This window comes from Streptomyces solitudinis (genome assembly GCF_036323765.1).
Classification (GTDB): domain Bacteria; phylum Actinomycetota; class Actinomycetes; order Streptomycetales; family Streptomycetaceae; genus Streptomyces.
Window position 1 is genome coordinate 771,648 of record NZ_JAZDCW010000002.1, and the last position, 24,493, is coordinate 796,140.

The 24,493-nt window shown below is 75.7% G+C and carries 21 protein-coding genes and 1 pseudogene; 12 read left to right on the forward strand and 10 right to left on the reverse strand.

The window, feature by feature from the left end:
• Positions 1-88 precede the first annotated feature (88 nt).
• From V1J52_RS07165 to V1J52_RS07175, 3 genes are read right to left on the reverse strand one after another with little or no spacing between them, the layout of a single operon-like run.
• Positions 89-1,267, reverse strand: a complete 1,179-nt coding sequence (locus tag V1J52_RS07165) for a VWA domain-containing protein (protein WP_330138743.1) — start codon at positions 1,265-1,267, stop codon at positions 89-91.
• A complete protein-coding gene (locus V1J52_RS07170; RefSeq protein WP_330138744.1) occupies positions 1,264-3,717 on the reverse strand; it encodes a DUF5682 family protein in 2,454 nt (817 codons plus the stop codon). The genes V1J52_RS07165 and V1J52_RS07170 overlap by 4 nt, the downstream gene beginning before the upstream one ends.
• Complete coding sequence (locus V1J52_RS07175; protein WP_330138745.1) at positions 3,714-4,856, reverse strand: ATP-binding protein; 1,143 nt, start codon at positions 4,854-4,856, stop codon at positions 3,714-3,716. The genes V1J52_RS07170 and V1J52_RS07175 overlap by 4 nt, the downstream gene beginning before the upstream one ends.
• 157 nt (positions 4,857-5,013) lie before the next feature.
• Between V1J52_RS07175 and V1J52_RS07180 the strand changes: the two genes are divergently transcribed.
• Together V1J52_RS07180 and V1J52_RS07185 are read left to right on the forward strand one after the other, a co-directional pair.
• Positions 5,014-6,366, forward strand: a complete 1,353-nt coding sequence (locus V1J52_RS07180; protein WP_330138746.1) for an SWIM zinc finger family protein — start codon at positions 5,014-5,016, stop codon at positions 6,364-6,366.
• Between the two features lie 209 nt (positions 6,367-6,575).
• Entirely contained in the window at positions 6,576-8,153 is a 1,578-nt protein-coding gene (locus tag V1J52_RS07185) for a DUF5691 domain-containing protein (RefSeq protein ID WP_443075745.1), read from the forward strand.
• A 66-nt stretch (positions 8,154-8,219) separates the two neighbouring features.
• Here V1J52_RS07185 and icmB read toward each other — a convergent pair whose 3' ends face one another.
• Entirely contained in the window at positions 8,220-8,630 is a 411-nt protein-coding gene (gene icmB, locus V1J52_RS07190) for a coenzyme B12-dependent isobutyryl CoA mutase small subunit (protein ID WP_330138747.1), read from the reverse strand.
• A gap of 315 nt (positions 8,631-8,945) precedes the next feature.
• On the opposite strand from icmB, the gene V1J52_RS07195 reads away from it, so the two are divergent.
• A complete protein-coding gene (locus V1J52_RS07195; protein WP_330138748.1) occupies positions 8,946-9,734 on the forward strand; it encodes an esterase/lipase family protein in 789 nt (262 codons plus the stop codon).
• A gap of 185 nt (positions 9,735-9,919) precedes the next feature.
• Entirely contained in the window at positions 9,920-11,584 is a 1,665-nt protein-coding gene (locus tag V1J52_RS07200) for a peptidoglycan DD-metalloendopeptidase family protein (protein ID WP_330138749.1), read from the forward strand.
• A gap of 87 nt (positions 11,585-11,671) precedes the next feature.
• Here V1J52_RS07200 and pcrA read toward each other — a convergent pair whose 3' ends face one another.
• Entirely contained in the window at positions 11,672-14,227 is a 2,556-nt protein-coding gene (gene pcrA / locus V1J52_RS07205) for a DNA helicase PcrA (RefSeq protein ID WP_330138750.1), read from the reverse strand.
• A 67-nt stretch (positions 14,228-14,294) separates the two neighbouring features.
• On the opposite strand from pcrA, the gene V1J52_RS07210 reads away from it, so the two are divergent.
• Complete coding sequence (locus V1J52_RS07210) at positions 14,295-14,912, forward strand: DUF1707 SHOCT-like domain-containing protein (protein WP_330138751.1); 618 nt, start codon at positions 14,295-14,297, stop codon at positions 14,910-14,912.
• 9 nt (positions 14,913-14,921) lie between these two features.
• Here the strand turns inward: V1J52_RS07210 and V1J52_RS07215 are convergent, their stop codons facing one another.
• Positions 14,922-15,275: a hypothetical protein gene (locus V1J52_RS07215; protein ID WP_330138752.1), complete on the reverse strand. Its 354-nt coding sequence runs from the start codon at positions 15,273-15,275 to the stop codon at positions 14,922-14,924.
• A 576-nt stretch (positions 15,276-15,851) separates the two neighbouring features.
• On the opposite strand from V1J52_RS07215, the pseudogene V1J52_RS07220 reads away from it, so the two are divergent.
• From V1J52_RS07220 to V1J52_RS07230, 3 genes and pseudogenes are all read left to right on the forward strand, one after another.
• Positions 15,852-16,205, forward strand: a pseudogene (locus V1J52_RS07220) (C40 family peptidase); the annotation flags it as partial.
• Positions 16,206-16,262: 57 nt separating this feature from the next.
• The gene (locus V1J52_RS07225) at positions 16,263-16,508 is read left to right on the forward strand and encodes a helix-turn-helix transcriptional regulator (protein WP_330138753.1); all 246 of its coding nucleotides are present in this window, start codon (positions 16,263-16,265) and stop codon (positions 16,506-16,508) included.
• On the forward strand, positions 16,505-17,014 hold the full coding sequence (locus V1J52_RS07230; protein WP_330138754.1) for a hypothetical protein: 510 nt from the start codon (positions 16,505-16,507) through the stop codon (positions 17,012-17,014). Before V1J52_RS07225 ends, V1J52_RS07230 begins: the two co-directional genes overlap by 4 nt.
• Before the next feature lie 21 nt (positions 17,015-17,035).
• Here the strand turns inward: V1J52_RS07230 and V1J52_RS07235 are convergent, their stop codons facing one another.
• Together V1J52_RS07235 and V1J52_RS07240 are read right to left on the reverse strand one after the other, a co-directional pair.
• Positions 17,036-17,257, reverse strand: a complete 222-nt coding sequence (locus V1J52_RS07235; RefSeq protein WP_330138755.1) for a hypothetical protein — start codon at positions 17,255-17,257, stop codon at positions 17,036-17,038.
• On the reverse strand, positions 17,254-18,690 hold the full coding sequence (locus V1J52_RS07240; RefSeq protein WP_330138756.1) for a PspC domain-containing protein: 1,437 nt from the start codon (positions 18,688-18,690) through the stop codon (positions 17,254-17,256). Before V1J52_RS07240 ends, V1J52_RS07235 begins: the two co-directional genes overlap by 4 nt.
• 135 nt (positions 18,691-18,825) lie before the next feature.
• On the opposite strand from V1J52_RS07240, the gene V1J52_RS07245 reads away from it, so the two are divergent.
• From V1J52_RS07245 to V1J52_RS07255, 3 genes are all read left to right on the forward strand, one after another.
• Positions 18,826-20,097 (forward strand): PspC domain-containing protein, encoded by a 1,272-nt coding sequence (locus V1J52_RS07245; protein WP_330138757.1) that lies wholly within the window; start codon positions 18,826-18,828, stop codon positions 20,095-20,097.
• Positions 20,097-20,786, forward strand: a complete 690-nt coding sequence (locus V1J52_RS07250; RefSeq protein ID WP_330138758.1) for a LuxR C-terminal-related transcriptional regulator — start codon at positions 20,097-20,099, stop codon at positions 20,784-20,786. Before V1J52_RS07245 ends, V1J52_RS07250 begins: the two co-directional genes overlap by 1 nt.
• 292 nt (positions 20,787-21,078) lie before the next feature.
• Positions 21,079-21,300 (forward strand): BBE domain-containing protein, encoded by a 222-nt coding sequence (locus V1J52_RS07255; RefSeq protein WP_330138759.1) that lies wholly within the window; start codon positions 21,079-21,081, stop codon positions 21,298-21,300.
• Positions 21,301-21,357: 57 nt separating this feature from the next.
• On the opposite strand, the gene V1J52_RS07260 is transcribed toward V1J52_RS07255, so the two are convergent.
• Together V1J52_RS07260 and guaA are read right to left on the reverse strand one after the other, a co-directional pair.
• Positions 21,358-21,954 (reverse strand): Uma2 family endonuclease, encoded by a 597-nt coding sequence (locus V1J52_RS07260; protein WP_330138760.1) that lies wholly within the window; start codon positions 21,952-21,954, stop codon positions 21,358-21,360.
• A gap of 122 nt (positions 21,955-22,076) precedes the next feature.
• Complete coding sequence (gene guaA / locus V1J52_RS07265; protein WP_330138761.1) at positions 22,077-23,657, reverse strand: glutamine-hydrolyzing GMP synthase; 1,581 nt, start codon at positions 23,655-23,657, stop codon at positions 22,077-22,079.
• Between the two features lie 347 nt (positions 23,658-24,004).
• Here guaA and V1J52_RS07270 point away from each other — a divergent pair, with 347 nt between their 5' ends.
• Entirely contained in the window at positions 24,005-24,406 is a 402-nt protein-coding gene (locus tag V1J52_RS07270) for a chorismate mutase (RefSeq protein ID WP_330138762.1), read from the forward strand.
• Positions 24,407-24,493: the final 87 nt, after the last annotated feature.

The following is a 24,493-nucleotide window of genomic DNA, read 5'->3' on the forward strand; positions in this document are numbered from 1 at the left end:
CTGCGGGTTCGCGCTGCATAAATCGCACGTCACACCGGCGCGGTGAGTCCCGTCACATGGCGCAGTCCCGGCCCGCCGCGCCCCGCCCTCACCCGGGCACCGGGAGCGGACGCCGCTCGACGGCCGCGGCCATGACCTCGGGGAAGAGGTCGGGCGTGCAGGCGAACGCGGGGACGCCGAGCCGGGCCAGGGCCGCCGTGTGCTCGCGGTCGTAGGCGGGCGCGCCCTCGTCGGAGAGCGCGAGCAGGACCACGCACTGCACGCCCGCCTGCCGCATCGCGGCGACGCGGCGCAGCATCTCCTCGCGTATGCCGCCCTCGTAGAGGTCGCTGATGAGGACGAGGATCGTCTCGGTGGGCCGGGTGATGCGGCTCTGGCAGTAGGCCAGCGCCCGGTTGATGTCCGTGCCGCCGCCGAGCTGGGTGCCGAAGAGGACGTCCACCGGGTCGTCCAGCGCGTCCGTCAGGTCCACCACGGCGGTGTCGAAGACGACCAGGCGGGTGTCCAGGGCGCGCATCGAGGCGAGCACCGCGCCGAAGACCGACGCGTAGACCACGGAGGCCGCCATGGAGCCGGACTGGTCGATGGCCAGGATGACGTCCTTCGTCACCGCCCGCGCGGCCCGGCCGTAGCCGACGAGCCGCTCGGGCACGACCGTGCCGTGCTCGGGCAGGTAGTTCTTCAGGTTCGCCCGGATGGTGCGGTTCCAGTCGATGTCGCGGTGGCGCGGACGGCTCACGCGGGCGGAACGGTCCAGCGCGCCGCCGACGGTGGCGCGGGTGCGGGCGGCCAGACGGCTCTCCAGGTCCCGCACGACCGTGCGCACCACCGTGCGGGCCGTCTCCCGGCTCGTCTCGGGCAGGGCGCGGCTGAGGGAGAGCAGGGTGCCCACGAGGTGGACGTCGGGTTCGACGGCCTCCAGCATCTCCGGCTCCACCAGCATCGCGGCGAGCCCGAGCCGTTCGATGGCGTCCCGCTGCACGACCCGCACCACGGGCCCGGGGAAGTAGGTGCGGATGTCGCCGAGCCAGCGGGCGACCTGCGGGGCCGAGCCGCCGAGCCCGGCGCCGCGCTGCCCCTCCCGGGCGCCCGCGGCGCCCCGGGCGCCGGGTGCTCCGGGGGCGCCGTAGACGGCGTCGAGGGTGCGGTCCATCGCGGCGTCCCGGCCGGTGAGGGCGCGGCCCGTGCCGTCCGCGCCGTCACCCCCGCCCAGGACGAGCCGCCAGCGCCGCAGCCGCTCGTCGGCCGCCGGTTCCGTTCCGGTCATCGGGTCACTCCCGCGGTGTCGTGGTGGACGGCTGGCGCGCCGGGGCCAAGGAGCAGCCGGAGCGTGGGCAGTACCGCGTCGGCGCGCTCGCGGTCCAGGCCGGGGCCGAAGCCGTGCGGCACGGGCAGCGCCGCGTCGGACGGCTCCGCGGCCCCGCCGCGGCCTTGCGGCCCGCCGCGGCGGACCAGCTCGCCCAGCGTGCGGCGCACCCCGGACTCGTACGCGGCGAACGTCCGGCGCAGGAGCGGCAGGACGTCGGTGAACTCCCGCTCGGGGACGCCGGTGAGCCATCCGTCCACCAGGGCGCGGAGCCGTTCGTCGTGGACGAGGAGCAGCCCGCCCCCGGCGAGGAAGCCCTCCAGCCAGGCGGCGGCGTCGGCCGGGAGGGTGCCGGGCGACAGGGCGAGGCCCATGAGCCGGTCGGCTTCGCCCGGCGGGAGCGCCCCGTCGTCCAGCAGCAGCCGGGCGGCACGGCCGCGCAGCAGCCCGGCGACCCGCTCCCGCCCGGCCAGGGCGCGCAGCACGGCGCGCCAGCGTCCGCGCAGCCCCTCGCCGTCGAGCAGGGTGATGGCGCGGTGGGCGGCGTCCAGGTGCCCGTGCAGCGCGGCGGCCCCGTCGGCGTCCAGGCCCGTGCAGGCGGGCGGCAGCCCGACGCAGACCCGTTCGGCGAGCCCTTCGGCGACCCCGCGCAGCGCCCCGGCGTCGGTGCCGCGCACGTCCCCGTAGCGGGCGGCGCGCACGAGGGCGGGCAGGGCCTGCGCGAGCCGGCCGACGTCGGTGTCCAGCGCGGCGCGGTCCGCCAGGACCCGCATGACGGTGGGCAGGGCGGCGCCGAGCCCGGCGAGCAGGCACTGCTCGGCGAGCGCGGTGACCTCCGGCAGGGCGGTGGCTCCCACGGCCAGGGCCTCGGCCCGTGCGGTGGCCGCCGTCTCCACGGTGGTGCCCCACATCCCGGCTTCGGCGACCCGCACGGACAGCTCCGGCTCCCAGCACAGCCGCCAGCCCTCCTTGAAGGTGCCGGTGCCGCCGCGCCCGGCGGCGGGCACGCCCCACTCGACGCCGAGGAGCCGCAGCCGGTGCAGCAGGCGGCTGCGGGCGGCGGCGTTGTCCTCGCGCAGGTCCAGTTCGATCTCCCGTTCGTGCGCCTCGGGGCGCAGCCGCAGGGAGCGCTGGAGCCGGGTGACGTCCCGCTGGAGCGGCACGGCGGGGGCGTCGTCGGGGACCTCGCCGAGGACGTCCCCGACGACGAGGCGGTCCTCGACGAGGGCGAGCGGCACCGGCGACCCGTCGCAGAGCACGGCGCGGACCGCGTCCGTCGTCTCGCCCAGCCCGGCCAGCGGCCTGCCGCGCATGGCGGCCAGCGCCTCGGCGAGCCGGGCGGCCTCGATGACGTGGCCCGGGGAGACGCCGATGTCCTCGTCGCGCAGCAGGCCCGCCACCTTCGTCAGCCACCGCACCACCGGCCGGTCGGGCGCGGAGAACAGGTGCGCGTACCAGCCGGGGGAGGCGATCCCGGCGCCGTAGCCGCTGGCCCGGGTGAGCCGCCGGTGCGTCCAGGGCACCCAGGTGATCTCGGTGCGCACCTTGGGCAGGCCGGTGAGCAGCCGCCGGTCGGCGGTGACGGGCCGCGCCTCGGCGAGCGCCGGGACGTGCCAGGCGCCGCACACGACGGCCACCCGGCCGTCCCCGTGGGCGCGGCGGGCCTCGCGCAGCCGCAGCCGCATGTGCGCCTCGCGCACCTCGTCCCGCCGGTCGCCGCCCGTTCCGTGCGTCGCGCGCAGGGCGGCCATGGCCTCGGCGACGGCGGCGAACGCGGCGCGCGGGTCGGGCGCGCCGGGGCGCGCGGCGGGGTCCGGGGAGCCGGAGGGCCCGGCGCCGTGGACACCGCGGTGCTCGACGACGTCCTCCCACCAGCGTTCGGCGTCGTCGTACCCGGCCGTCCTGGCGAGGACGGCGAGCGGGTCGAGCCGCACGGCCGCGTGCCCGTCCTCCCCGTCCTCCCGGCCGGACGCCTCCTCTTCCGGGGCTCCCCCGCCCGGCGCCGCCGCGTCCGGCTCCGGGCCGTCCGCCGCCCGGCCGTCCGGCTGCTCCCCCGCTCCGGCCCGGTCGCGCAGGGCGAGGGTGTGCGCGGCGGGGAGGTCGATGAACCGCACCTCGGCGCCGTGCTCCAGCGCCCAGCGGAGCGCGACCCACTCCGGGGAGAAGTCGGCCAGCGGCCAGAACGCGGCGGTGCCCGGTTCCTCGACGGCGTGGGCCAGCAGCGCGACGGGCGGCCGCATGCCCGGTTCCGCGGCCAGGCGGGCGACCGCGTCGGCCTCCGGCGGCCCCTCGATCAGGACGGCGGCCGGTTCGTGCGCGTCCAGCGCGGCGCGCACCGCGCGGGCCGAGCCGGGGCCGTGGTGGCGCACGCCCAGCAGCAGCGGCCCGGTGGGCGCGGCGGACGCGGTCACGCGCCCGCCTCCCGGCAGGCGCGGTAGAAGTCCTTCCAGCCCTCGCGCTCGCGCACGACGGCCTCCAGGTACTCCTGCCACACGACGCGGTCGGCGGCCGGGTCCCGCACGACGGCGCCGAGTATCCCCGCCGCGACGTCGTCCGCGCGCAGCACGCCGTCCCCGAAGTGCGCGGACAGCGCCAGGCCGCCGGTCACCACGGAGATCGCCTCGGCCGTGGACAGCGTGCCCGAGGGCGACTTGACCTTGGTGCGGCCGTCGGCGGTGACGCCCTCGCGCAGTTCGCGGAAGACCGTCACCACGCGGCGTATCTCCGCGCTCCCGTCGGGAGCGGCGGGCAGGCCGAGCGAGCGGCCGAGCTGTTCCACCCGGCGGGCCACGATGTCCACCTCGGCCTCGGCCGTGGCGGGCAGCGGCAGGACGACGGTGTTGAAGCGGCGGCGCAGCGCGCTGGAGAGGTCGTTGACGCCCCGGTCGCGGTCGTTGGCCGTGGCGATCAGGTTGAAGCCGCGGACGGCCTGCACCTCCTGCCCCAGCTCGGGGATCGGCAGCGTCTTCTCGGAGAGGATGGTGATGAGGGTGTCCTGGACGTCCGCCGGGATGCGGGTCAGCTCCTCCACGCGTGCCGTCATCCCCTCGGCCATCGCCCGCATCACCGGACTGGGCACCAGCGCCTGCCTGCTGGGGCCCTCGGCCAGCAGCCGCGCGTAGTTCCACCCGTACCGGATCGCCTCCTCGGCGGTGCCGGCCGTGCCCTGGACGAGCAGCGTCGAGTCCCCGCTGACCGCCGCGGCCAGGTGCTCGGACACCCACGTCTTCGCGGTGCCCGGCACTCCGAGCAGGAGCAGGGCGCGGTCGGTGGCGAGGGTGGTGACGGCGACCTCCACGATCCGCCGGGGCCCGACGTACTTGGGCGTGACGACCGTGCCGTCCGGCAGCGTGCCGCCGAGCAGGTAGGTGGCGACGGCCCACGGCGACAGCCGCCAGCGCTCGGGGCGCGGACGGTCGTCGGCGGCGGCGAGCGCCGCGAGTTCCTGCGCGAAGGCGTCCTCGGCGTGCGGCCTGAGGACTGCGGTTCCGGTGTCGGCTCCGGTGCCTTTTCCGGTGTCGGTCCCGGTGTCGGTGTCGGTGGCGGTCACACGTCCCCCTCGGTGCGGTGTCTCCTGCTGGGCAACCTGGGCAACACTGTGCACCCGGGCACTGACACCCACGCCCACCTGCGGCGTTGCCCGACGGGCGGTGTGCGGCGGTGAGCTGACGGCACGTCTGTCAGTGGCGGCTCGTACGGTCCTTGCCATGACGGGACAGCAGGTCCGCTGGAGTGCGGAACAGGTGCTGGCGCTCGCGCCCGACGCGGCGTCACGGAAGGCGGGTGGCAGGCTCGCCGTGCCCGGCCCGTGGTCGGAGGCGGGCACGGGGGACGACGCCGTGTGGGGCCTGTGCCGGGGCAGCGGCAGCACGCCCTACCGGACGGCGGTGGACCTGTCGGGCCCGGCCTCGACGTGCACCTGCCCCAGCCGCAAGTTCCCCTGCAAGCACGCGCTCGGCCTGCTCCTGCTGTGGGCGTCGGAGGACGCCCCGGGCGCCGTGGGCCGGGGCGAGGTGCCGCAGTGGGCGGCGGACTGGCTGGCCCGGCGCCGCTCCCGCGCGGCGGACGGCGCGGGAGCGGGCGCGCGGGGGCGCGCCGCGCCCGCCGACCCGCAGGCGGCCCGCCGCCGCGCCGAACGCCGGGCCCAGCGCGTCGCGGCCGGGGCCGGGGAGCTGGAGCAGCGGCTGACGGACCTGCTGCACGACGGCGTCGCCGGGGCCGACGCGGCGGGGTACGCGGCCTGGGACGAGATGGCGGCCCGCATGGTGGACGCCCAGGCCCCCGGCCTCGCCGCCCGCATCCGCGAACTGGCGGGCATACCCGCGTCCGGCGCGGGCTGGCCCGCCCGGCTGCTCGCGGAGTGCGCCCTGCTGCACCTGCTGAACCGCGCGGTGCTCGGCCTGGACGAGCTGCCCGCGCCGCTGGCCGCCACGGTGCGCGCACACCTGGGTTTCACCACGGAGGCGGCGGCCCTGCTGGCCGACCGGGAAGCGGTGCTGCGGGACCACTGGCTGGTGCTCGGCCGCTCCGACACGGAGGAGGGCCGCCTCGCCGTCCGCCGCTTCTGGCTGCGCGGTGCGGCCACCGGCCGTCCCGCGCTGCTGCTGTCCTTCGGCGCGGCCGGACGCGCCCCGGAGCTGATGCTCCCGGTCGGCCGGGTGCTGGACGCCGAGCTGGCCCACCACCCCTCGGCCCTGCCGCTGCGGGCCGCGCTCGGGGAGCGGTGGGGCGAGCCGCTGCCCGGCGCCGTACCCCGGGGCGTGGGGGTCGCGCAGGCGCTGGCGGCCTACGGGGAGGGTCTGCGCGCGGACCCGTGGCTGGAGTCGTGGCCGGTGGTGCTCAGCGGCGTCGTCCCGCTGCCCGGGGAGGACGGCGGCCCGTGGCGGCTCGCCGACGACCGGGGGGACGCCGCGCTGCCGCTCTGCGGCGCGGGACGGTCGGCCCGGTGGCGGCTCGCGGCCGTCTCGGGCGGTGGCCCGGTCACCGTGTTCGGTACGTGCGGGCACCGGGGGTTCACCCCGCACACGGTCTGGTACGAGGGGGAGGCGATGGCCCTGTGACGGCACGGCCGCACCGACGACGGCAGGACGCACGGCAGCAGGACGCACGACCGGGGAGCGGACGGGAGGGAGACGGACGCCCGGACGCCGCGCCGCCGGGCCACGCACCGCCGGACGACGCACGGCTGGAGCGCGCGCAGCCGGACGACGCGCCGCCGGGGGACGGGGCCGGGGACGCCGCGCCGCCGGGGGACGTCTGGCCACGGCTGGTGACCGCCGCCCTGCTCGGCTCCGGGCGCCGCACGCCCCCGGGCGGCTCCCCGGCCGGGCTGCTGGACCTCGCCGCGGTGGAGACCGTCCGGCGCCGGGCCGGGCTGCGTCCGGCACCGGCCGGCCCCCGCCCCGCACCGGCCCCCGAGGACCGAAGGCCCCCGCTGCCGCCCCCGGCGGCGCGGCGGCTGGCGCTGCTGCTGGCCGGACGCGGCGAGGCGGGCGGCGGCGCCGGGCGCCGGGGCGGCGCGCCCGATCTCGCCGAGCTGCTGCCGCAGTGGCTCGCCGCCGCGAACGCGCACGGCTACCGCGCCCCGGCCGACCGGCTGCCCGCGCTGCTGGACGCGGCCCGCGCCCGTACCGATCTGCGGGCCGACGCCCTCGCATTCGCCGGTCCCCGCGCCCTGTGGCTGGCCCGGCTCAACCCGGAGTGGCGGTTCGCGCTGCGCAGCCGCACGGGTGCGCCCGCCGGACCGGCGGACGCGGCGGCGGTGCGGGCGGTGTGGGAGGAGGGGCTGTTCGCCGAGCGGACTGCGGCGCTGGGCGCGCTGCGCCGCCGTGACCCGGCGGCCGGGCTCGCCCTGCTGTCGGGCACGTGGGACACCGAGCGCGCCGAGGACCGGCTGATGTTCCTCGACGCGCTCCGCGAAGACCTGTCGGCGGCCGACGAGGAGTTCCTGGAGCAGGCGCTCGGCGACCGCAGCCGCAACGTGCGGGCCACGGCCGCCGAGCTGCTGTCCGCGCTGCCCGCCTCGGCCCTGGCGGCCCGGATGTCGGCGCGGGCCAGGGCGGCCGTCAGCCTGGACCGCACGGGCAGCCGCACCACGCCGCACCTGGCCGTCGAGGCCCCGCACGCGTGCGACGCGGCCCTCCAGCGGGACGGCGTCACGCCGAAGCCGCCGCCGGGGCGCGGCGAGCGCTCCTGGTGGCTGACCCAGGTGGTCGAGGCGGCACCGCTGGCCGACTGGCCGGCCCATCTGGGCGGGCGGGAGCCGTCCGCGATCGTCGCCCTGCCGGTCGCGGACGGCTGGCGGGACGACCTGCACGCGGCGTGGGCGCGGGCGGCGGTGCGGCAGCGCGACGCGGTGTGGGCGCGGGCCCTGATCGGTGCTCCGGCGGACCCGGTGCCGGAGGGGGCGGGTGATCCGGCCCGGCTGCTGACCGTGCTGCCGCCCGCCGAGCGGGCGCGGTGGACGGCCGGTTTCGTCGCGGCCCACGGCCTGTCGGAGGCGTTCCGGCTGCTCGGCACCTGCGCGGTGCCGTGGACGCCGGAGCTGGGGCGCTCAGTGATCGACGCGCTGGAGATCGCCCGGGACGCGGGAAGCTACCCGTGGAGCTTCAGCGGGGTGATGGGCCTCGCGGAACGCTGCCTGGACCCGGCCCAGGCCGACCGGCTCGCGCCGCTCACCGCGCGGGCCGAGGAGCCGGAGCCCGGCGCCCGGGGGGCGGGCGGCTACTGGGCGGAGGCGTTCGGGCGGCTGGCGGCGACCCTGCGCCTGCGCGCGGTGATGCGGGAGGAGCTCCGCCCGTCCTCCGCCGGGGACGGTCCCGGCCCCGCCGCCGACGGGACGCGCTGACGCGGCCGGGAGGGCGCGCCGCGCAGGCGGGGCGCCCTCCTCAGGGCGGGGCGGGGGCGGGCGCGGTCAGGCGGCGACGGGACGGATGTGGGCGCGGACCCACTCCACGATCTCGGTGGTCGTCGCGCCGGGGGTGAAGATCGCGGCGACCCCCTGCTCCTTGAGCGGGGCGATGTCGTCCTCGGGGATGATGCCGCCGCCGAACACCTTGATGTCCTCGGCGTCCCGCTCCCGCAGCAGCTCCAGCACCTTGCCGAACAGCGTGTTGTGCGCGCCGGAGAGGACGGAGAGCCCGATCGCGTCCGCGTCCTCCTGGATCGCGGTGTCCACGATCTGCTCCGGCGTCTGGTGCAGCCCGGTGTAGACGACCTCCATGCCCGCGTCCCGCAGGGCCCGGGCGATCACCTTCGCGCCCCGGTCGTGGCCGTCGAGCCCCGGCTTGGCGACCACCACGCGGATCGGACCCGACACACCCATCACTGCCTCCATCGTCGTTGACTGCGGCTCCGGGCCCGCCGAGAGGCCCCGGTGTGAACGAACGTTATCGCCCCAGCATCGCGCACCCCTTCGTTTCGTGGTGCGCGGAGAGGGGGAAATCACACCATGGGACAACAACTCCAGTACCACAAGCCGCACCGACGGCGTCCGAGGGCTCCGAGGACGCCGACGCCCCGGACACCGCGGGGCCCGGCGGCACACGAGCAACCCGGGCACACGGCCGGGACGACTGCCGCCGCACCCCGTGCGTCACTCCGCACGGCGGGCCGCCGCGGCTGACGGGGGTGAGCCACGATGACGACGCCGCTACCGCGGATACCGCGCCTGCTCGGCACCGTGCGCACCACCGCGCTGGAGGCCGCCGTGCTGACGGGGCGGCTCGCCCTGTACTCCACCGGCCTGCTCGCCGAGCGCCCGGCGCCGCATCCGCCGGTTGACCTCCCCGGGCCGCGCCCGGTCGTCCTCGTGCACGGGTTCGTCGACAACCGCTCGGTGTTCACCCTGCTGCGGCGCTCGCTCACCCGGCACGGGTGGCACCGCGTCACCTGCGTCAACTACTCGCCGCTGACCTGGGACGTCCGCAGCGCCGCCGCCGCACTCGGCGAGCACGTGGCGGACGTGTGCGAGCGCACCGGGCAGCCCGCGGTGGACGTGGTCGGGCACAGCCTCGGCGGCCTCATCGCCCGGTACTACGTGCAGCGGCTCGGCGGGGACGCGCACGTGCACACCCTGGTCAGCCTCGGTACGCCCCACGCGGGAACCCGCGCCGTCCCCGCGCTGTCCGTGCACCCCCTCGTGCGCCAGATGCGCCCCGGCTCCGGCCTGCTCACCGAGCTGGCCGGTCCGGCGCCCGGCTGCCGGACCCGCTTCGTCAGCTTCTGGAGCGAGGACGACCAGGTCATGGCCCCGGTGGAGACGGCCCGGCTCGACCACCCCGACCTGCGGCGGCGCAGCGTGCGCGTCCGCGGGGTCGGACACCTGGCGATGCCCGTGCACAGCGCCGTGATCGCGCAGATCCGGCGCGAACTCGTCGGCGCGGACGATGCGGAACCCGTCGGCGCCCCAGCCGTCGAAGTGGCCTGAGTAGCCGAACGCGTCAGTCGAACGGGACGTGACCTACCCGCCCGTAGTAGACCAAAAGAGCGGTCTGCTGCCCGGACTTCACGGCGTCAAAACCTGTGGAAGATTGTCGGCGTCGCATACCGCCGGGTACAGTCGCCGACACTGCTCTGGCAGCCCCTGTCTCCGAGGCGAAAGAGAAGTCGGTGGTGAACGACCGTCCCCCGTCGGGCCATACCGTCCCGAACGGCACCGGGGTCCCCGGCTATTCCGGCTATGAGGACCCCTACGGGCAGGCCGCCACCTACGGCTACGCCACCACGGCCACGGGGTACGCCGACGACCCGCTGTTCGGCGACCTGGCGGCCCAGCCGGGGCACACCGCGCAGGACGGGAGGCAGGCGTACCCGGTTCACGGATACGCCACGGCCGCCTACGAGGCGCCCGCCGACAGCCCCGCCGCCCACACTGCCCCCGGGTACGCGGACGGGAACGGGCCCGGCGGACCGGGGCACGAGCAGCCCTACGACGGCTACGACACCGGCGGCCTCCCGTACGACACCGCCGCCCCCGCCTACGACACCGGCGGCTTCGCGGCGGCCCCCTACGGAACCGGGTACGCGGAGGAGCACGGAACCGGGTACGGAAGCGGATACGGCGACGCCGGGTACGGAACCGCCGGGGCCGCCACCGGAACCGGCCACCTCGCCGCCGGCATCCCGGCCCAGCCCGACTACGGCTGGACCGGCGAGAACACCCCGCACTGGGACACCCCCGCCTACGGGACCGAGCTGTACGCGGACACCGCGCACCCGCACGCCGGCGCGGCGGAACCGGAGTGGGACGGAGCCCGGCAGGCGGAACCGTCCGAACCGGCGGAACAGGCCGGGGAACCGGCGCAGTGGGCCGGAGAACCGGCGGAGGCGTACGAACCCGCGGAGGCGTACGAACCCGCGGACCGGTACGAGTCGCCGGAACCGAAGGACGCCCACGAGCCCGCCGGTTCCGCCGAGGCGGCTGAGTGGGACGAAGCGCCGGGTTCCCCCGAGGGCGTGGCAGCCTTCGCATCCGTGGAGCTGTCCGAGCCGGTGGAGCTGGGCACCGCCCCGTCCGCCGCCACCCTGCCCTCCCCCCGCGGCGGTCGCCGCCGCGCCGCGAAGCCCAAGCGCTCCGCCCTGCTGACGGTCGCCGTGCCGTCCGTCGCCGTCATGGGGGTGGCCGGGATCGCCGCCGCCTCCGTCGGCGGAGCCGCCGAAAGCTCGGAGGACAAGCCCACGCAGGCCGCCGCGGAGCCGGACGCGGCACCCGAGACCGTCGCCAACACCAAACTGGACACCCAGTTGCGGAGCCTGTCCGCCGAGGTGCGCGACTTCGGCGACCGGGCCAGCCGCACCCAGGAGCGCATCGACCTCAAGGCCCGCCAGGAGGCCGAGCGCAAGCGCAAGGCCAAGGAGGCCGCCCGCAAGGAGGCGCTGCGCCCGAAGTTCGCCCTCCCGGTGGACCAGCACGGGCTGAGCGCCTACTACGGCCAGGCGGGCGTCAACTGGATGTCCGTGCACACCGGCATCGACTTCCCCGTCAGCTACGGCACGCCGGTCAAGGCCGCCACCGACGGCACCGTCAGCACCCGCTGGGACCTCGCCTACGGGAACATGGTGGTCGTCACCGCGGCGGACGGCACCGAGACGTGGTACTGCCACCTGAGCAGTTCCAAGATCCGCTCGGGTCAGGTCAAGGCGGGCGACGTCATCGGCTACGCGGGCAGTTCGGGCAACTCCACCGGACCGCACCTGCACTTCGAGGTGCGGCCCGCCGGCGGTGCCGCCGTGGACCCGGTGGCCTGGTTCCGCTCGCACGGCCTCGACCCCACGTAACCCCGGCCGCCGGAGGGCTCACACCCGGCGCAGGGCCCGCCGCGCACCCCGGGCCCGCGGCTCACCCGGCGTGCGCGGCTCGCGGGCTCACAGCTTCTCGACGGGCGCGTACCGCAGCAGCAGCCGCTTGGGCTTCTCGTCGCCGAAGTCGATCGTGGCCTCCGCCCGGTCCCCGCTGCCCTGCACCGAGACGACGGTGCCGAGGCCGAAGCTGTCGTGCGTCACCCGGTCCCCCGCCGTGAGCGAGACGACCGGCCGGTCCTGCACGCGCCGGGTGGCGAACCCGGACGCCCCGCGCCGTGCCGTGCCCGCCGACAGCCCCGAGGCCGCCGTCCCCGCGGCTGACGTCCGGGAGGAGCCGCCACCGGGAGCGCCACCGAGGCGGCGCCAGTCCAGGTACTCCGCGGGGATCTCCTCCAGGAAGCGGGAGGCCGGGTTGTACGAGGGCTGCCCCCAGGCGCTGCGCATCGTGGAGCGGCTGACGTACAGCCGCTGCCGGGCACGGGTGATGCCGACGTAGGCGAGCCTGCGCTCCTCCTCCAGCTCCTTCGTCTGCCCCAGCGCCCGCATGTGCGGGAAGACTCCGTCCTCCATGCCGGTCAGGAAGACGACGGGGAACTCCAGGCCCTTGGCCGTGTGGAGCGTCATCAGCGTGACGACGCCGGTGCCCTCCTCGCCCTCACCGTCGTCGGGGATCTGGTCGGAGTCGGCGACGAGGGCCACCTGCTCCAGGAAGTCGGCGAGCGTGCCGGGATCGTCCTCGTCCCTGGCCTGTTCGAACTCCAGGGCGACGGCGGCGAGTTCCTGGAGGTTCTCCACCCGCGTCTCGTCCTGCGGGTCGGTGGACGCCTGTAGTTCGGCGAGGTAGCCGGTGCGCTCCAGCACCGCCTCCAGCACCGTCGCCGGGCCCGCGCCGGACTCCGCGACCGTGCGCAGGTCCTCCAGCAGCGTGTTGAACCGCTTGACGGCGTTGGCCGAGCGCGCCGCCATTCCGTACGCCTCGTCCACGCGGCGCAGCGCCTGCGGGAAGCCGATCCGCTCCCGGGCGGCGAGCGCCTCGATCATCGCCTCCGCGCGGTCGCCGATACCGCGCTTGGGCACGTTGAGGATGCGGCGCAGCGGGACGGAGTCCTCGGGGTTGGCGAGCACCCGCAGGTAGGCGAGGACGTCGCGGACCTCCCGGCGCTCGTAGAAGCGCACGCCGCCGACGACCTTGTACGGCAGCCCGACCCGGATGAAGACCTCCTCGAACACCCGGGACTGCGCGTTGGTGCGGTAGAAGACGGCGACGTCACCCGGGGTGGCGTCGCCCGCGTCCGTCAGCCGGTCGATCTCCTCGGCGACGAACTGCGCCTCGTCGTGCTCGGTGTCGGCGACGTAGCCGGTGATGCGCGAGCCCGTGCCCTCCCGCGTCCACAGGTTCTTCGGACGGCGGTTCTCGTTGCGCTCGATGACGGCGTTCGCGGCGCTGAGGATCGTCTGCGTGGAGCGGTAGTTCTGCTCCAGCAGGATCGTGGTGGCGTCCGGGTAGTCCTCCTCGAACTGGAGGATGTTGCGGATGGTGGCGCCGCGGAAGGCGTAGATGGACTGGTCGGCGTCGCCCACGACGCACAGCTCGGCCCGCTCCGGCCGCCCGTCCCCGCCGTCACCGGACCCGCCGGCTGCTTCGGGCCCGCCGGCTGCTTCGGCCCTGTCGTCCCCGGCCGCCGCGGCCGTCCCGCCGCCGACCAGCTCCTTGACCAGCGTGTACTGGGCGTGGTTGGTGTCCTGGTACTCGTCGACGAGGACGTGCCGGAAGCGCCTGCGGTAGTGCTCGGAGACGTCCGGGAACGCCTGGAGCAGGTGCACGGTGGTCATGATGATGTCGTCGAAGTCGAGCGCGTTCGCCTCGCGCAGCCGCGCCTGGTAGAGCGCGTACGCCTCGGCGAGCGTCTTCTCGAAGCCGTCGGTGGCCCGCCCGGCGAAGTCCTCCTCGTCGATCAGCTCGTTCTTGAGGTTGGAGACCTTCGCGCTGAACGACTTCGGCGGGAACCGCTTCGGGTCGAGGTCAAGATCCCGGCACACGAGCGCCATCAGCCGCTTGGAGTCGGCGGAGTCGTAGATCGAGAACGACGAGGTGAAGCCGAGCCGCTTGCTCTCCCGGCGCAGGATGCGCACGCACGCGCTGTGGAAGGTGGACACCCACATGGACTGGGCGCGCGGCCCGACCAGCTCCGCCACCCGTTCCTTCATCTCGCCCGCCGCCTTGTTGGTGAAGGTGATGGCGAGGACGGAGCCGGGGTGCGCCTTGCGGGCGCCCAGCAGGTACGCGATGCGGTGGGTGAGGACGCGCGTCTTGCCCGAGCCGGCGCCCGCGACGATCAGCAGCGGGGAGCCGCTGTGCACGACTGCGGCCTGCTGCTGCTCGTTCAGCCCGGTGAGCAGCGCCTCCGGGTCGATGACGGGCCGCGGGGCGCCGTCGCGGTAGTACGCCTCGGGCCCGCCGCCCGCGTAGGAGCCGGTGAACAGGCCGTCCGGAACCTCCTCGACGGGGCCTCCCGGCTGCTCGGGCAGGCCGAAGGCGCCCTCGGGCGGGGGCGGCGGCTCCTCGTCCCCCGGAGGGTCGAGGCGGGCCAGGAAGCTGTCGTCGAAGAGGCTGCTCATCGCCTACCGAGTCTAGGGTCTGCCACTGACGGGTCCGGACCGGACGCCTGCTCCTAGACTGGCGTCCATGACCGACGGTTACCGCCCGCCCGTGCCCCGCCCCGACCGCGACCCCGCGCTGCGCGCCTCGCACGCGGACCGGGAGGCGGTGGCGGAGGTGCTGCGCGAGGCGGCGGGCGACGGGCGCCTCGACCTGGAGGAGCTGGAGGAACGGCTGGAGCGCGCCTTCGCCGCGAAGACGTACGGGGAACTGGAACCCCTCGTCTCCGACCTGCCCACCGGCGCCCTGCCGGCGCCCGGTCCGCAGGCGGACACCCCGATGGTGCTGAAGGCGGGTGCGGGCGACGTCACACAGACCGGCCACTGGCAGGTGCCGCGCCGGATCACCGCCACGTCCCGCATGGGCGACATCCGGATCGACTTCAGCCAGGCAGAGTGCCGGGTGCCCGAGGTGCACCTCGTCGTCAAGGCGGGCATGGGCGACGTGACGGTCGTCGTCCCGCCGGGCTGGACGGTGCGGGCGCACGGCGTGCGCGCCTACGTCGGCTCCGTGCGCAACAAGGCGACCGACGCGTCGGCACCGGGCACGCCCGTCCTGGAGATCACCGGCTCGGCGGCGCTGGGGGACGTGAAGATCCGCTACCCGAACCGCCGGGAGCTGCGCCGCCGCGAGCAGCGCCCCTGAATCCGGCCGTCACGTCCACAGCGTGGCGAGGCCGATGTTCAGCACGGTCAGCCCGCCGACCGCGCCCAGGACGGGCGGGGACACGGCCTCGTCGTCCCGCTTGACGTAGACGAGGACGAGGATGGCCACCAGGACGGTGAGCTTGATGCCGATCTTGACGTTGTTGACGGTGTTGCCGTCCGCCTGGTTCAGCCCGACGAGCGCCAGGCCGGTGACGAGCATGGTCAGGGCGCCGTGCAGCATGCCCGGCAGCATGCGCGCGGTGCCCGTGCCCATGGCCTTCATCTGGTAGAGGAAGCCGCCGAGCAGCGCGGCGATACCGATGACGTGCAGCGCGACGAAGAGGTTGATGAGGACGTCCATGACCGGAGCGTAGCGAGACGCCCGGCGCCCTCCGGTGGCCGGGTTCCGCGACGTCGTCGGTTCCGGACGGAAACCGGGCACGACGGGTTGCGATCCCACCCCTACCGGTTCCGGCATGGCCCGGAACGGTCGGATGCGGTCAGTGGCGGTCAAGAGGGGCGGGCAGGGGCGGGGCCCGCCCTAACGTCACGGCCCATGGCAGCACACCCAGGCCCCGGCAGCCCCCCGCCCGGCCCTCCGGCCCCGTCCCCCGCCACCGCCCCGGCGGGCCCGGCCGCCCCGGCCGCCCGCAACGGGCTCGGCCGCTCGGCGTCCGCGTCCTCCGGTCGGTCCGGTGCCCGGTCACCGCTGATACCCGGGCAGCTGGGCGTGCTGCTCCGGCAGGGCGTCCGGCTGCGCACCCGGACCGGTGCGCGAGCGGCGCGGGCCGGGGCACGGGCCGACGACGCGCTGCGCGCCGCCGAACAGTGGGCGGCGGCGTACCAGCGGACCACGCACGGCAGGCTCACCGAGGCCCGCGCCCTCCTCGCCCGCCTCCCCCGGCCGGACGGCACCGGCCAGGACCGGGACGACGTACCGGGCGCGCGGGCGGCACAGGCCGTCGCCTACGCCCGTTCCGCGCTCGGCAGGCCCTACGCCTGGGGCGCGACGGGCCCCGACGCGTTCGACTGCTCGGGGCTCACGCAGGCCGCCTGGCGGGCCGCGGGCATAGCGCTCCCCCGCACCACGTACACCCAGGCGGACGCCGGACGGCGCGTCCCCCGCGAGGCACTGGCCCTCGGCGACCTCGTGTTCTTCACCGAGGAGCTGAGCCACGTCGGCCTCTACGTCGGCGGCGGGCACATGATCCACGCGCCCCGCCCGGGCTCCCCCGTCCGCCTCGACCCCCTCACCGTCCTCCCCTTCGCGGCCGCCACCCGCCCGGCCTGAGCCCGCACCCGCACCCGCCCGTTGCCAGAGTGCGCGAGAATGTAGTAGTTCTTATACATGAGCGAGCAGGTGCACAACAGACTGTCGGTGGTGCGGGCGGAGCGGAAGGTGTCCCGCCAGACACTCGCCGAGGCCGTCGGAGCGCACTACCAGACGATCGGCTACATCGAGCGCGGCCAGTACAACCCGAGCCTCGACCTCGCGTTGCGCATCGCCGCGTACTTCGGGCTGCCCGTCGAGGCGCTCTTCTCGCTGGAGGCCTTCACGCCGCTCACGGACGAGGTGTACAGGAGGACGACATGACCACGCAGCTGACCCCCTACGACCGCCGGATGCTCAGCAGGATGAACGACGCGCGCGCCCGGGAGTGGTGCGCCACCCGGCCCCGGCGCCGGGCCACCGTCCTCGTCCACGTCGCGCTGACCGTGGCCCTGGGGGCCGCCCACCTCGCGCTGTTCCGCTCCTCCTCACTGTGGTGGGTCGCGGCCATAGCGGGCCTGACGCTGCTGTGGTGCCTGTGCACCGGCATGCTCAACCTCGCCACGCGGGGACTGCTGGAACTGCGGTCCCGGGCCCTGGACGAGCGGCAGCTCGCGGAACGCGGACGCGTGCACACGGCGGCGCACCGGACGCAGCTCCTGCTGATCGCACTGGCGCTGCCCGGCCTGTACGTCTGGCACCAGGCCGGCGGCGTACCGGTGTGGGGCGTCGGCAGCACCCTCGCCGCCCTGCTGGCGACGCACTGGCTGCTCCCCCTGTGGACGGCGGCGTTCACCGCCGACGACGAACCGGCGGAATCCGAAGCCTGAACACCACCCCGCAGCGGGGCGTCAGCGGTCGAGGGGGCGGTGGCGGGGGCGGCGGCGTACCAGGTGCGTGACGACGGCGGTGAGCGCGGCCAGCGCGAGCGCGCCCGGCAGCAGCAGCCCCAGCAGCGGCGCGGACGCGTCGGCCAGCGGCCCGTGCGCGCGCAGCAGGTGCAGCGCGGCGAGCCCCAGCAGCGTCAGGCCGAGCACCAGCCGGGCCGGTTCGAACCGGCGGCGGCCGGTCACCGGGCTGCCTGTTCCGCGCCGGCGGCCCGCGGCCCGGCGGGTTCGACGACGGCCTGTTCCACGACCGTCTCGCCCACCGTCAGTTCGACGCGCAGTTCCAGCCTGCCGCCGGGTTCCGCGTCGCCGCGCGGGGCGAGGGTGAACCGTTCGTCCACGCGGAAGCCGCCGCCCTGCTGGCCGGTTCCCTCGGGGTTCGGCGTCACCGGCGGCAGCCGGTAGCCGCCTGCCTTGAGGTCCAGCTCCAGGGCGACGGTGGTGTTCTCCGGCACGATGATCCGCACCTCGGCGGCCCCGGCCCGCACCCCGCTGCGCAGGGTCTGCCCCTCGGCGAGGTTCACGCCCGTCAGGTCGAGCAGGGCCACCCCGTTGCCCAGTTCGTAGACGGGCCGGACGTCGGCGGGCGCGTCGGGTGCCCAGGCCCGGTCCGTCCAGGAGGTCGAGATGTCCTGTGGCAGCACGGCCGCCCCGGTCAGCAGGCCCGCGGTGAGGAGGGCGGCCACGATGGTGCCGCCGCCGGTCCGCCCCGCGAAGGCGCTGATGCCGAGCCCGAGCCCCAGCACGGCGAGTGCGCAGCTCAGCCCGGTGACGAGGGCGGTGGACAGCGAGCCGGTGCTCCAGGCCGCCGCCGTCCCCAGCCACCCGGCGACCAGGGCAGTGGGCAGGACGATCCAGCCGAGGCGCCTGCCCTGGCACGCGGGCACGGCCTCCTGCTCGACCGGCGCGGGCGGCGGCGGGCCCTGCGCGGCCGGTGCGGCGGGGTGGGCGGCGAAGCGGGGGGCGTCGGCCGGGCCCCACAGGTACCCGGTGTCCCGGGACACCGGCTCCCGCCACCAGGACGGCGTGCTCGGCACGGGTGGCGCCTGCGCCTCCGGCGGGGCGTGCGGCGCGGGTTCGGAGGACTCCCGCGCCTCGGCGGCGTGCCGGCGCTGGGACCAGTGGACGCCCGCCCCCACCGCGCCGAGCACCATCAGCGAGAAGGTGACGCTGCGCCCGCCGTTGCCGAGGGCGGCGAGCAGGAGCCCGCTGCCCGCCAGCGCGCACAGCACCGCCGCGAGCGAGGACCCCTCGACGCGGCCGGACAGCAGCCGCCTGGCCTCGTTCTCCTCCTCGCCCTCCGGCGGCAGCAGCAGCCAGGCGAAGCCGTAGAGCAGCAGCCCGAGGCCGCCGACGACGGACAGCACCGCCACGGGCACGCGGAAGATCACCGGGTCCACGTCGTAGTGGCGGCCGAGGCCGCCGCAGACCCCGGCGACGACCTTGTGCCGCCGGTGGCGCTCCAGCCGCCCCACGGCCGGCGCGGCGCGCGGACCGCCGTCGTCCGCGTGCCGCGGCCCCGGATCGGCGGACGCCCGCGGGGCGCCGCCGTCCGCCGTGCGGACGCCGCCGTCCCGCGCGCCGTGCGGACCGGCGTCCGCGGGCTCCTCGTTCGTCATGCCCCCATCCTGACCGGACGGCGGCCCGTCCGGCATCCGGGTCGGTCCCCGAGGCGACCCTGAACTTCGCCTTCCGGGTCGCTGTCGGGGTCAACCCTGATGCCGGTCCCGGGCACGGCGTGTGACGATCGCAGCATGACCACCGCCCCGCCCGCGTCCGCGCCCGTCGAGGCCGCCCCGTCCCTGCGCAAGCTGTACCGCAGCTCCGAGGGCCGGTGGCTGGGCGGCGTGGCGCGGGGCCTGGCCGGGCACCTGGCGCTGCCCGTCCTGTGGGTGCGGGTCGTCTTCGTCGTCCTGTTCTTCACCAGCGGCCTGGGCGCCCTGCTGTACGCGGTGTTCTGGTTCGTGGTTCCGCTGGGGGCGGGCGGCGTGGAGGCCCCGCCCGTCCGGGCGGAGGGCCGCCGGGACGGGGCGCGGTGGCCGGGTGGCCGTCCGGGCAAGGGGTACCTCCTGGCCGTCATCGTCCTGGTCACCGCGCTCGTCGTGCCGGGCGACAACCTCCAGTTCGGCTACGCCAACGCCTACGTGTGGCCGCTGCTGCTCATGGGCGTCGGCGTGGCCGTCGTGTGGCGGCAGGCGGACAACGCCCGGCGCGCGCACTGGAGCAGGGTCGGCAGACGGCACCGGCTGCTGCCGCTGGCGCGCAGCGCGGCGGGCGTGCTGCTGGTCGGCGTCGGGGTGACGGGGTTCGTCGTCATCCAGGGCTCCGGGCGGCAGCTCGGTGCGGTGCTCCAGGCGTCGCTCGCGGTGCTCGTGGGTATCGCGCTGCTGGCGGGCCCCTACCTCGTCCGCATGACGCAGGACCTGTCCGAGGAGCGGCTGATGCGCATCCGGGCCCAGGAGCGGGCCGAGGTCGCCGCCCACGTCCACGACTCGGTGCTGCACACCCTGACCCTGATCCAGCGCAACGCCGACAACGCCCGCGAGGTGGCGCGGCTCGCCCGCGCGCAGGAGCGGGAGCTGCGCGCCTGGCTCTACCGGGGCGCGGGCGCGGCCGAGGACGACGAGAAGCCCGAGACGTTCGCGGCGGCCGTCAAGGCGACGGCCGCCGAGGTCGAGGACGCGCACGGCGTGCCGGTGGAGGTGGTGTGCGTGGGCGACTGCCCCTGCGACGACCGGCTGGCCGCCCTGCTCCAGGCCGCCCGCGAGGCGATGGTCAACGCCGCCAAGTACGGTGGCGGGGGCGGCGCGGTACAGGTCTTCGCGGAGGTGGAGGGCCGTACGGTCTTCGTCTCCGTACGCGACCGGGGCCCCGGCTTCGACCTGGACGCGGTGCCCGCCGACCGGATGGGCGTGCGTGAGTCCATCATCGGCCGCATGGAGCGCAACGGGGGTACGGCCCGCATCCGTACCGCGCCCGGTGAGGGCACCGAGGTGGAGCTGGAGACGGAGAGGGCGGAAGCGTGATGAGCGGCGGCACGAGCGAGGAGCCGGAGCGCCGGGTACGGGTGGTGCTGGTGGACGACCACCGCATGTTCCGGGCGGGCGTCCAGGCGGAGATCGGCGAGACCGCGACGACGGGTGTGGAGGTCGTCGGCGAGGCCGGTGACGTGGACCAGGCCGTCACCGTCATCACCGCGACGCGCCCCGACGTCGTCCTGCTCGACGTGCACCTGCCCGGCGGCGGCGGTGTGGAGGTGCTGCGCCGCTGCGCCTCCTTGATGGGCGCGGCCACCAGCCCGGTGCGCTTCCTCGCGCTGTCGGTCTCCGACGCCGCCGAGGACGTCATCGGGGTCATCCGCGGCGGCGCCCGCGGCTACGTCACCAAGACGATCACCGGCACGGACCTGGTGAACGCCGTCTTCCGCGTCGCGGACGGCGACGCGGTCTTCTCGCCCCGGCTGGCCGGGTTCGTGCTGGACGCCTTCGCCTCCTCCGACGCCCCGCCGGTGGACGAGGACATGGACCGCCTCACCCAGCGCGAACGCGAGGTGCTGCGGCTCATCGCGCGCGGCTACGCCTACAAGGAGATCGCCAAGCAGCTGTTCATCTCCGTCAAGACGGTGGAGTCCCACGTCTCGGCGGTCCTGCGCAAGCTGCAACTCTCCAACCGCCACGAACTCACCCGCTGGGCCACCGCCCGCCGCCTGGTCTGACGCCGCCTCCGCCCGCCGGGCGCTCAGACGTCCAGCTCCGCCCACGCCGTCTTGCGGAGGACGTCCCGACTGCCGCGTGTTCGTCGAGCGCACCGCCGGACAACTGCTCGCGCAGAATGACGCGTTGTCATGGGTCCATGACATCCGTAGGGCACACCGCCTGAGCCGGGCGGCGGCACGCGGCCGCCGCCCGTACGGCTGACCATGCCCGGTGGGCGACGGGCGGCGGTGCAGGACTGCGCTCGGTGCCGACACGACGCGGTGCCGGACGAGCCGTCCCAGGGAGCCGCCCGTGTCCACCGTGCCGCCCGCCACCCGCCACCCGCCACCCGCCACCCGCCGTGACGTCCTGCGCCTGGGCACCACGGCCGCCTACGTCAACTTCCCCGACCCCGGCCTCGCGGACTGGCCCACCGCCTACTACGGCGCCAACTACCGGCGGCTGACCGAGGTCAAGCGCCGCTGCGACCCGGACGGCGGCTTCCGCTACCCGCAGGCGATCGGCACGGCCTGAGCGGCGGTGCGGCGCGAGCGGCAGTACGGCGCGCGCGAAGGCGCACGCCGGTGACGGCTACAGGCGGTCGATGGCGGTCAGGTCGATGTCGATGTCGAAGGGCACGGTGAGCTTCAGCCGGTCGTGGTGGATTCCGGTGGGCACGTACGTCGCGGTGGCCGGTTCCAGCTCGTACACGTACACCACCGGCCGTCCGCCGTCCCGCGCCCGCTCCACCAGCCAGAAGTGCCGCACGCCCGCCTGGGCGTACAGCTGCGGCTTGCGGTCGCGGTCCCGCCGCTCGGAGTCGGGCGACACCACCTCGACGGCCAGGACGGTGTCCTGCGCGCGGTAGAAGGTCTCCTCCCCGGTGGCGACCGCCGCCGCGCGCACGACGCAGAGATCCGGTTCCGGACCCTGCCGCCTGTCGATGACAACCGTCATCTCCCGCCGCACGCGCAACGTCTCCGGCACGGTACTCCGCAGCCCGCTCTCCAGGAGGTACATCGCCAGCGTGTGAAAACTGCGCTGCGGGCTCACGAAGACCAGGCTCCCGTCGATCAGCTCGGTGTGCGGCGGGAGGTCGGGCAACGTCAGCAGGTCGTCCACGGTGTAACCGTCAGGCGGCGGCACGGGCCACGAGGTGGTGGGCTCGGCGGTCATGGTTCCTCCCATGGACGGGATTCTCGGCCGTGCGTCCACAGTAGCGTCCGGAGAACACCGCGCCACCGCTCACACGGGTGGGCGGTGGCGGCGGCGTTTGACGTCCGGCGGCTACGGGGCGGGCGTGCGCGGCGTCACTCCCACTCGATCGTGCCCGGGGGCTTGCTGGTGACGTCCAGCACGACGCGGTTCACGTCGGCCACCTCGTTGGTGATGCGGGTGGAGACGCGCGCCAGCACGTCGTACGGGAGCCGCGTCCAGTCCGCCGTCATGGCGTCCTCGGACGACACCGGGCGCAGCACGACGGGGTGGCCGTAGGTGCGGCCGTCGCCCTGCACGCCGACGGAGCGGACGTCCGCCAGCAGCACCACCGGGCACTGCCAGATGTCGCGGTCCAGGCCCGCGGCCGTCAGCTCCTCGCGGGCGATGGCGTCGGCCTCGCGCAGCAGGTCCAGCCGCTCCTTCGTCACCTCGCCGACGATGCGGATGCCGAGCCCGGGGCCGGGGAACGGCTGGCGCTGGACGATCTCCTCGGGCAGGCCCAGTTCCTGGCCCACCATGCGGACCTCGTCCTTGAACAGCTGGCGCAGCGGCTCGACCAGCTCGAACTCCAGGTCCTCCGGGAGCCCGCCCACGTTGTGGTGCGACTTGATGTTCGCGGTGCCGGTGCCACCGCCGGACTCCACGACGTCCGGGTAGAGCGTGCCCTGCACCAGGAACGCGACCTCCGCGCCCTCCGCGCCGGCCTCCGCGACCAGCTCGGCCTGGGCCTGCTCGAAGACGCGGATGAACTCCCGGCCGATGATCTTGCGCTTCTGCTCCGGGTCGCTGACCCCGGCCAGCGCGTCCAGGAACCGCTTCTCGGCGTCCACGACCTTCAGCTGCACGCCCGTCGCGGCGACGAAGTCCTTCTCCACCTGCTCCGTCTCGCCCTTGCGCATCAGGCCGTGGTCGACGTAGACGCAGGTGAGCTGCTCGCCGACGGCCCGCTGGACGAGGGCGGCGGCCACCGCCGAGTCCACGCCGCCGGACAGGCCGCAGATCGCCCGCTTGTCCCCGACCTGTGCGCGGATCGCGGCGACCTGCTCCTCCACGATGCTGCCCGCCGTCCACGTCGGCGCGAGGCCCGCGCCCCGGTACAGGAAGTGCTCCAGCACCTGCTGCCCGTGCGTGGTGTGCATGACCTCCGGGTGGTACTGGACGCCGTACAGCCTCCGCTCGTCGTTCTCGAAAGCGGCCACCGGGACGACGCCCGTGGCGGCCGTCACCGTGAAGCCCTCGGGCGCCGCCGAGCAGGCGTCGCCGTGCGACATCCACACGCTCTGCTCGTCCGGGGTGCCCTCGAACAGCGTGGAGCCGGAACGGGTGACCGTGAGGTCCGTCCGCCCGTACTCGCGGGCGCCGGTGTTGTCCACGCGGCCGCCGAGCACCTCGGCCATGAGCTGGAAGCCGTAGCACATGCCGAAGACGGGCACGCCCGCCTCGAACAGCGCCCGGTCCAGCCGCGGGGCGCCCTCCTCGTACACGGACGAGGGGCCGCCGGAGAGGATGATCGCCGCCGGGTTCTTCGCGAGCATCTCCGCCACCGGCATGGTGGAGGGGACGACCTCGCTGTAGACCCGTGCCTCGCGCACCCGGCGGGCGATGAGCTGGGCGTACTGGGCGCCGAAGTCGACGACGAGGACGACGTCGGCGGGGGTGGGCGTTGCAGCCACGAGAGGGCCTTTCGGCGGTGGAGCGGGAGGAGTCCCTCCATCCTACCGGCGCCGGGACGCCCCGCCCGCGGCCCGGCCGCCGCCCCCGGCCCCCGCCTTCCGGCCCGACGCCGTGGGCTTGCGCGCGGGGGCCGGTGGCATACTGGGCGCATGTCCACGCACACCGCGTTCTGGTTTACCTATGGCACCGGCCCGTCCGGCTGCCGTCAGGTCGACCGTCGCGCTGCTTGAGCGGACGACACCGACTTCACCAGGCGCCCCGGGCCATCAGGTCCGGGGCGCCTGTTCGTTTCCGCCGCCCGCCGGGCCTGGCGGCGGACCGGGGCCCGCGAACCCGAGGAGCCCCCGTGACCACGCTCACCCCGCACGACCGCCCCGGCACCCCCGCCGACGGGACCACCGCACGCGCTGCCGCCACCGCACGCACCGCCGCCTCCGCGGATGCCGCGCCGCCGCAGGCCGCACCCGCGGACGCCGCCGCGCCCGCGGACGCCGACGCGCTGATCGCCGCGTTGCGTGCCGAGATCGACGGCCTCGACGAGCGGATCATCGCGCTCGTCCGCTCGCGCATGGCCGTCTCGGCCCGCATCCAGGAGGCCCGTATCACGGCCGGCGGGCGGCGGGTGCACCTGTCCCGCGAGATGGAGGTCCTGGCCCGCTTCCGCGCCGAGCTGGGCGGACACGGCACGACGCTGGCCATGACCCTGCTGGAACTGTCCCGGGGGGCACGTCACCCGTACGGTGCGTGACCGGCGGACGCGGGCGTCGTTGGTAGGAATGTTCCGGTGCGTGAGGCGCCCGCCCGGCCGAGACCGGTGAGGGCGGCGCGTCGTGGG

Bases quoted from the DNA above. Each gene is read 5' to 3' on its own strand.
- V1J52_RS07165 (WP_330138743.1), bottom strand. From the start codon at position 1,267: ATGACCGGAACGGAACCGGCGGCCGACGAGCGGCTGCGGCGCTGGCGG.
- V1J52_RS07180 (WP_330138746.1), top strand. From the start codon at position 5,014: ATGACGGGACAGCAGGTCCGCTGGAGTGCGGAACAGGTGCTGGCGCTC.
- icmB (WP_330138747.1), bottom strand. From the start codon at position 8,630: ATGGGTGTGTCGGGTCCGATCCGCGTGGTGGTCGCCAAGCCGGGGCTC.
- V1J52_RS07195 (WP_330138748.1), top strand. From the start codon at position 8,946: ATGACGACGCCGCTACCGCGGATACCGCGCCTGCTCGGCACCGTGCGC.
- pcrA (WP_330138750.1), bottom strand. From the start codon at position 14,227: ATGAGCAGCCTCTTCGACGACAGCTTCCTGGCCCGCCTCGACCCTCCG.
- V1J52_RS07210 (WP_330138751.1), top strand. From the start codon at position 14,295: ATGACCGACGGTTACCGCCCGCCCGTGCCCCGCCCCGACCGCGACCCC.
- V1J52_RS07215 (WP_330138752.1), bottom strand. From the start codon at position 15,275: ATGGACGTCCTCATCAACCTCTTCGTCGCGCTGCACGTCATCGGTATC.
- V1J52_RS07225 (WP_330138753.1), top strand. From the start codon at position 16,263: ATGAGCGAGCAGGTGCACAACAGACTGTCGGTGGTGCGGGCGGAGCGG.
- V1J52_RS07230 (WP_330138754.1), top strand. From the start codon at position 16,505: ATGACCACGCAGCTGACCCCCTACGACCGCCGGATGCTCAGCAGGATG.
- V1J52_RS07240 (WP_330138756.1), bottom strand. From the start codon at position 18,690: ATGACGAACGAGGAGCCCGCGGACGCCGGTCCGCACGGCGCGCGGGAC.
- V1J52_RS07245 (WP_330138757.1), top strand. From the start codon at position 18,826: ATGACCACCGCCCCGCCCGCGTCCGCGCCCGTCGAGGCCGCCCCGTCC.
- V1J52_RS07250 (WP_330138758.1), top strand. From the start codon at position 20,097: ATGAGCGGCGGCACGAGCGAGGAGCCGGAGCGCCGGGTACGGGTGGTG.
- V1J52_RS07260 (WP_330138760.1), bottom strand. From the start codon at position 21,954: ATGGGAGGAACCATGACCGCCGAGCCCACCACCTCGTGGCCCGTGCCG.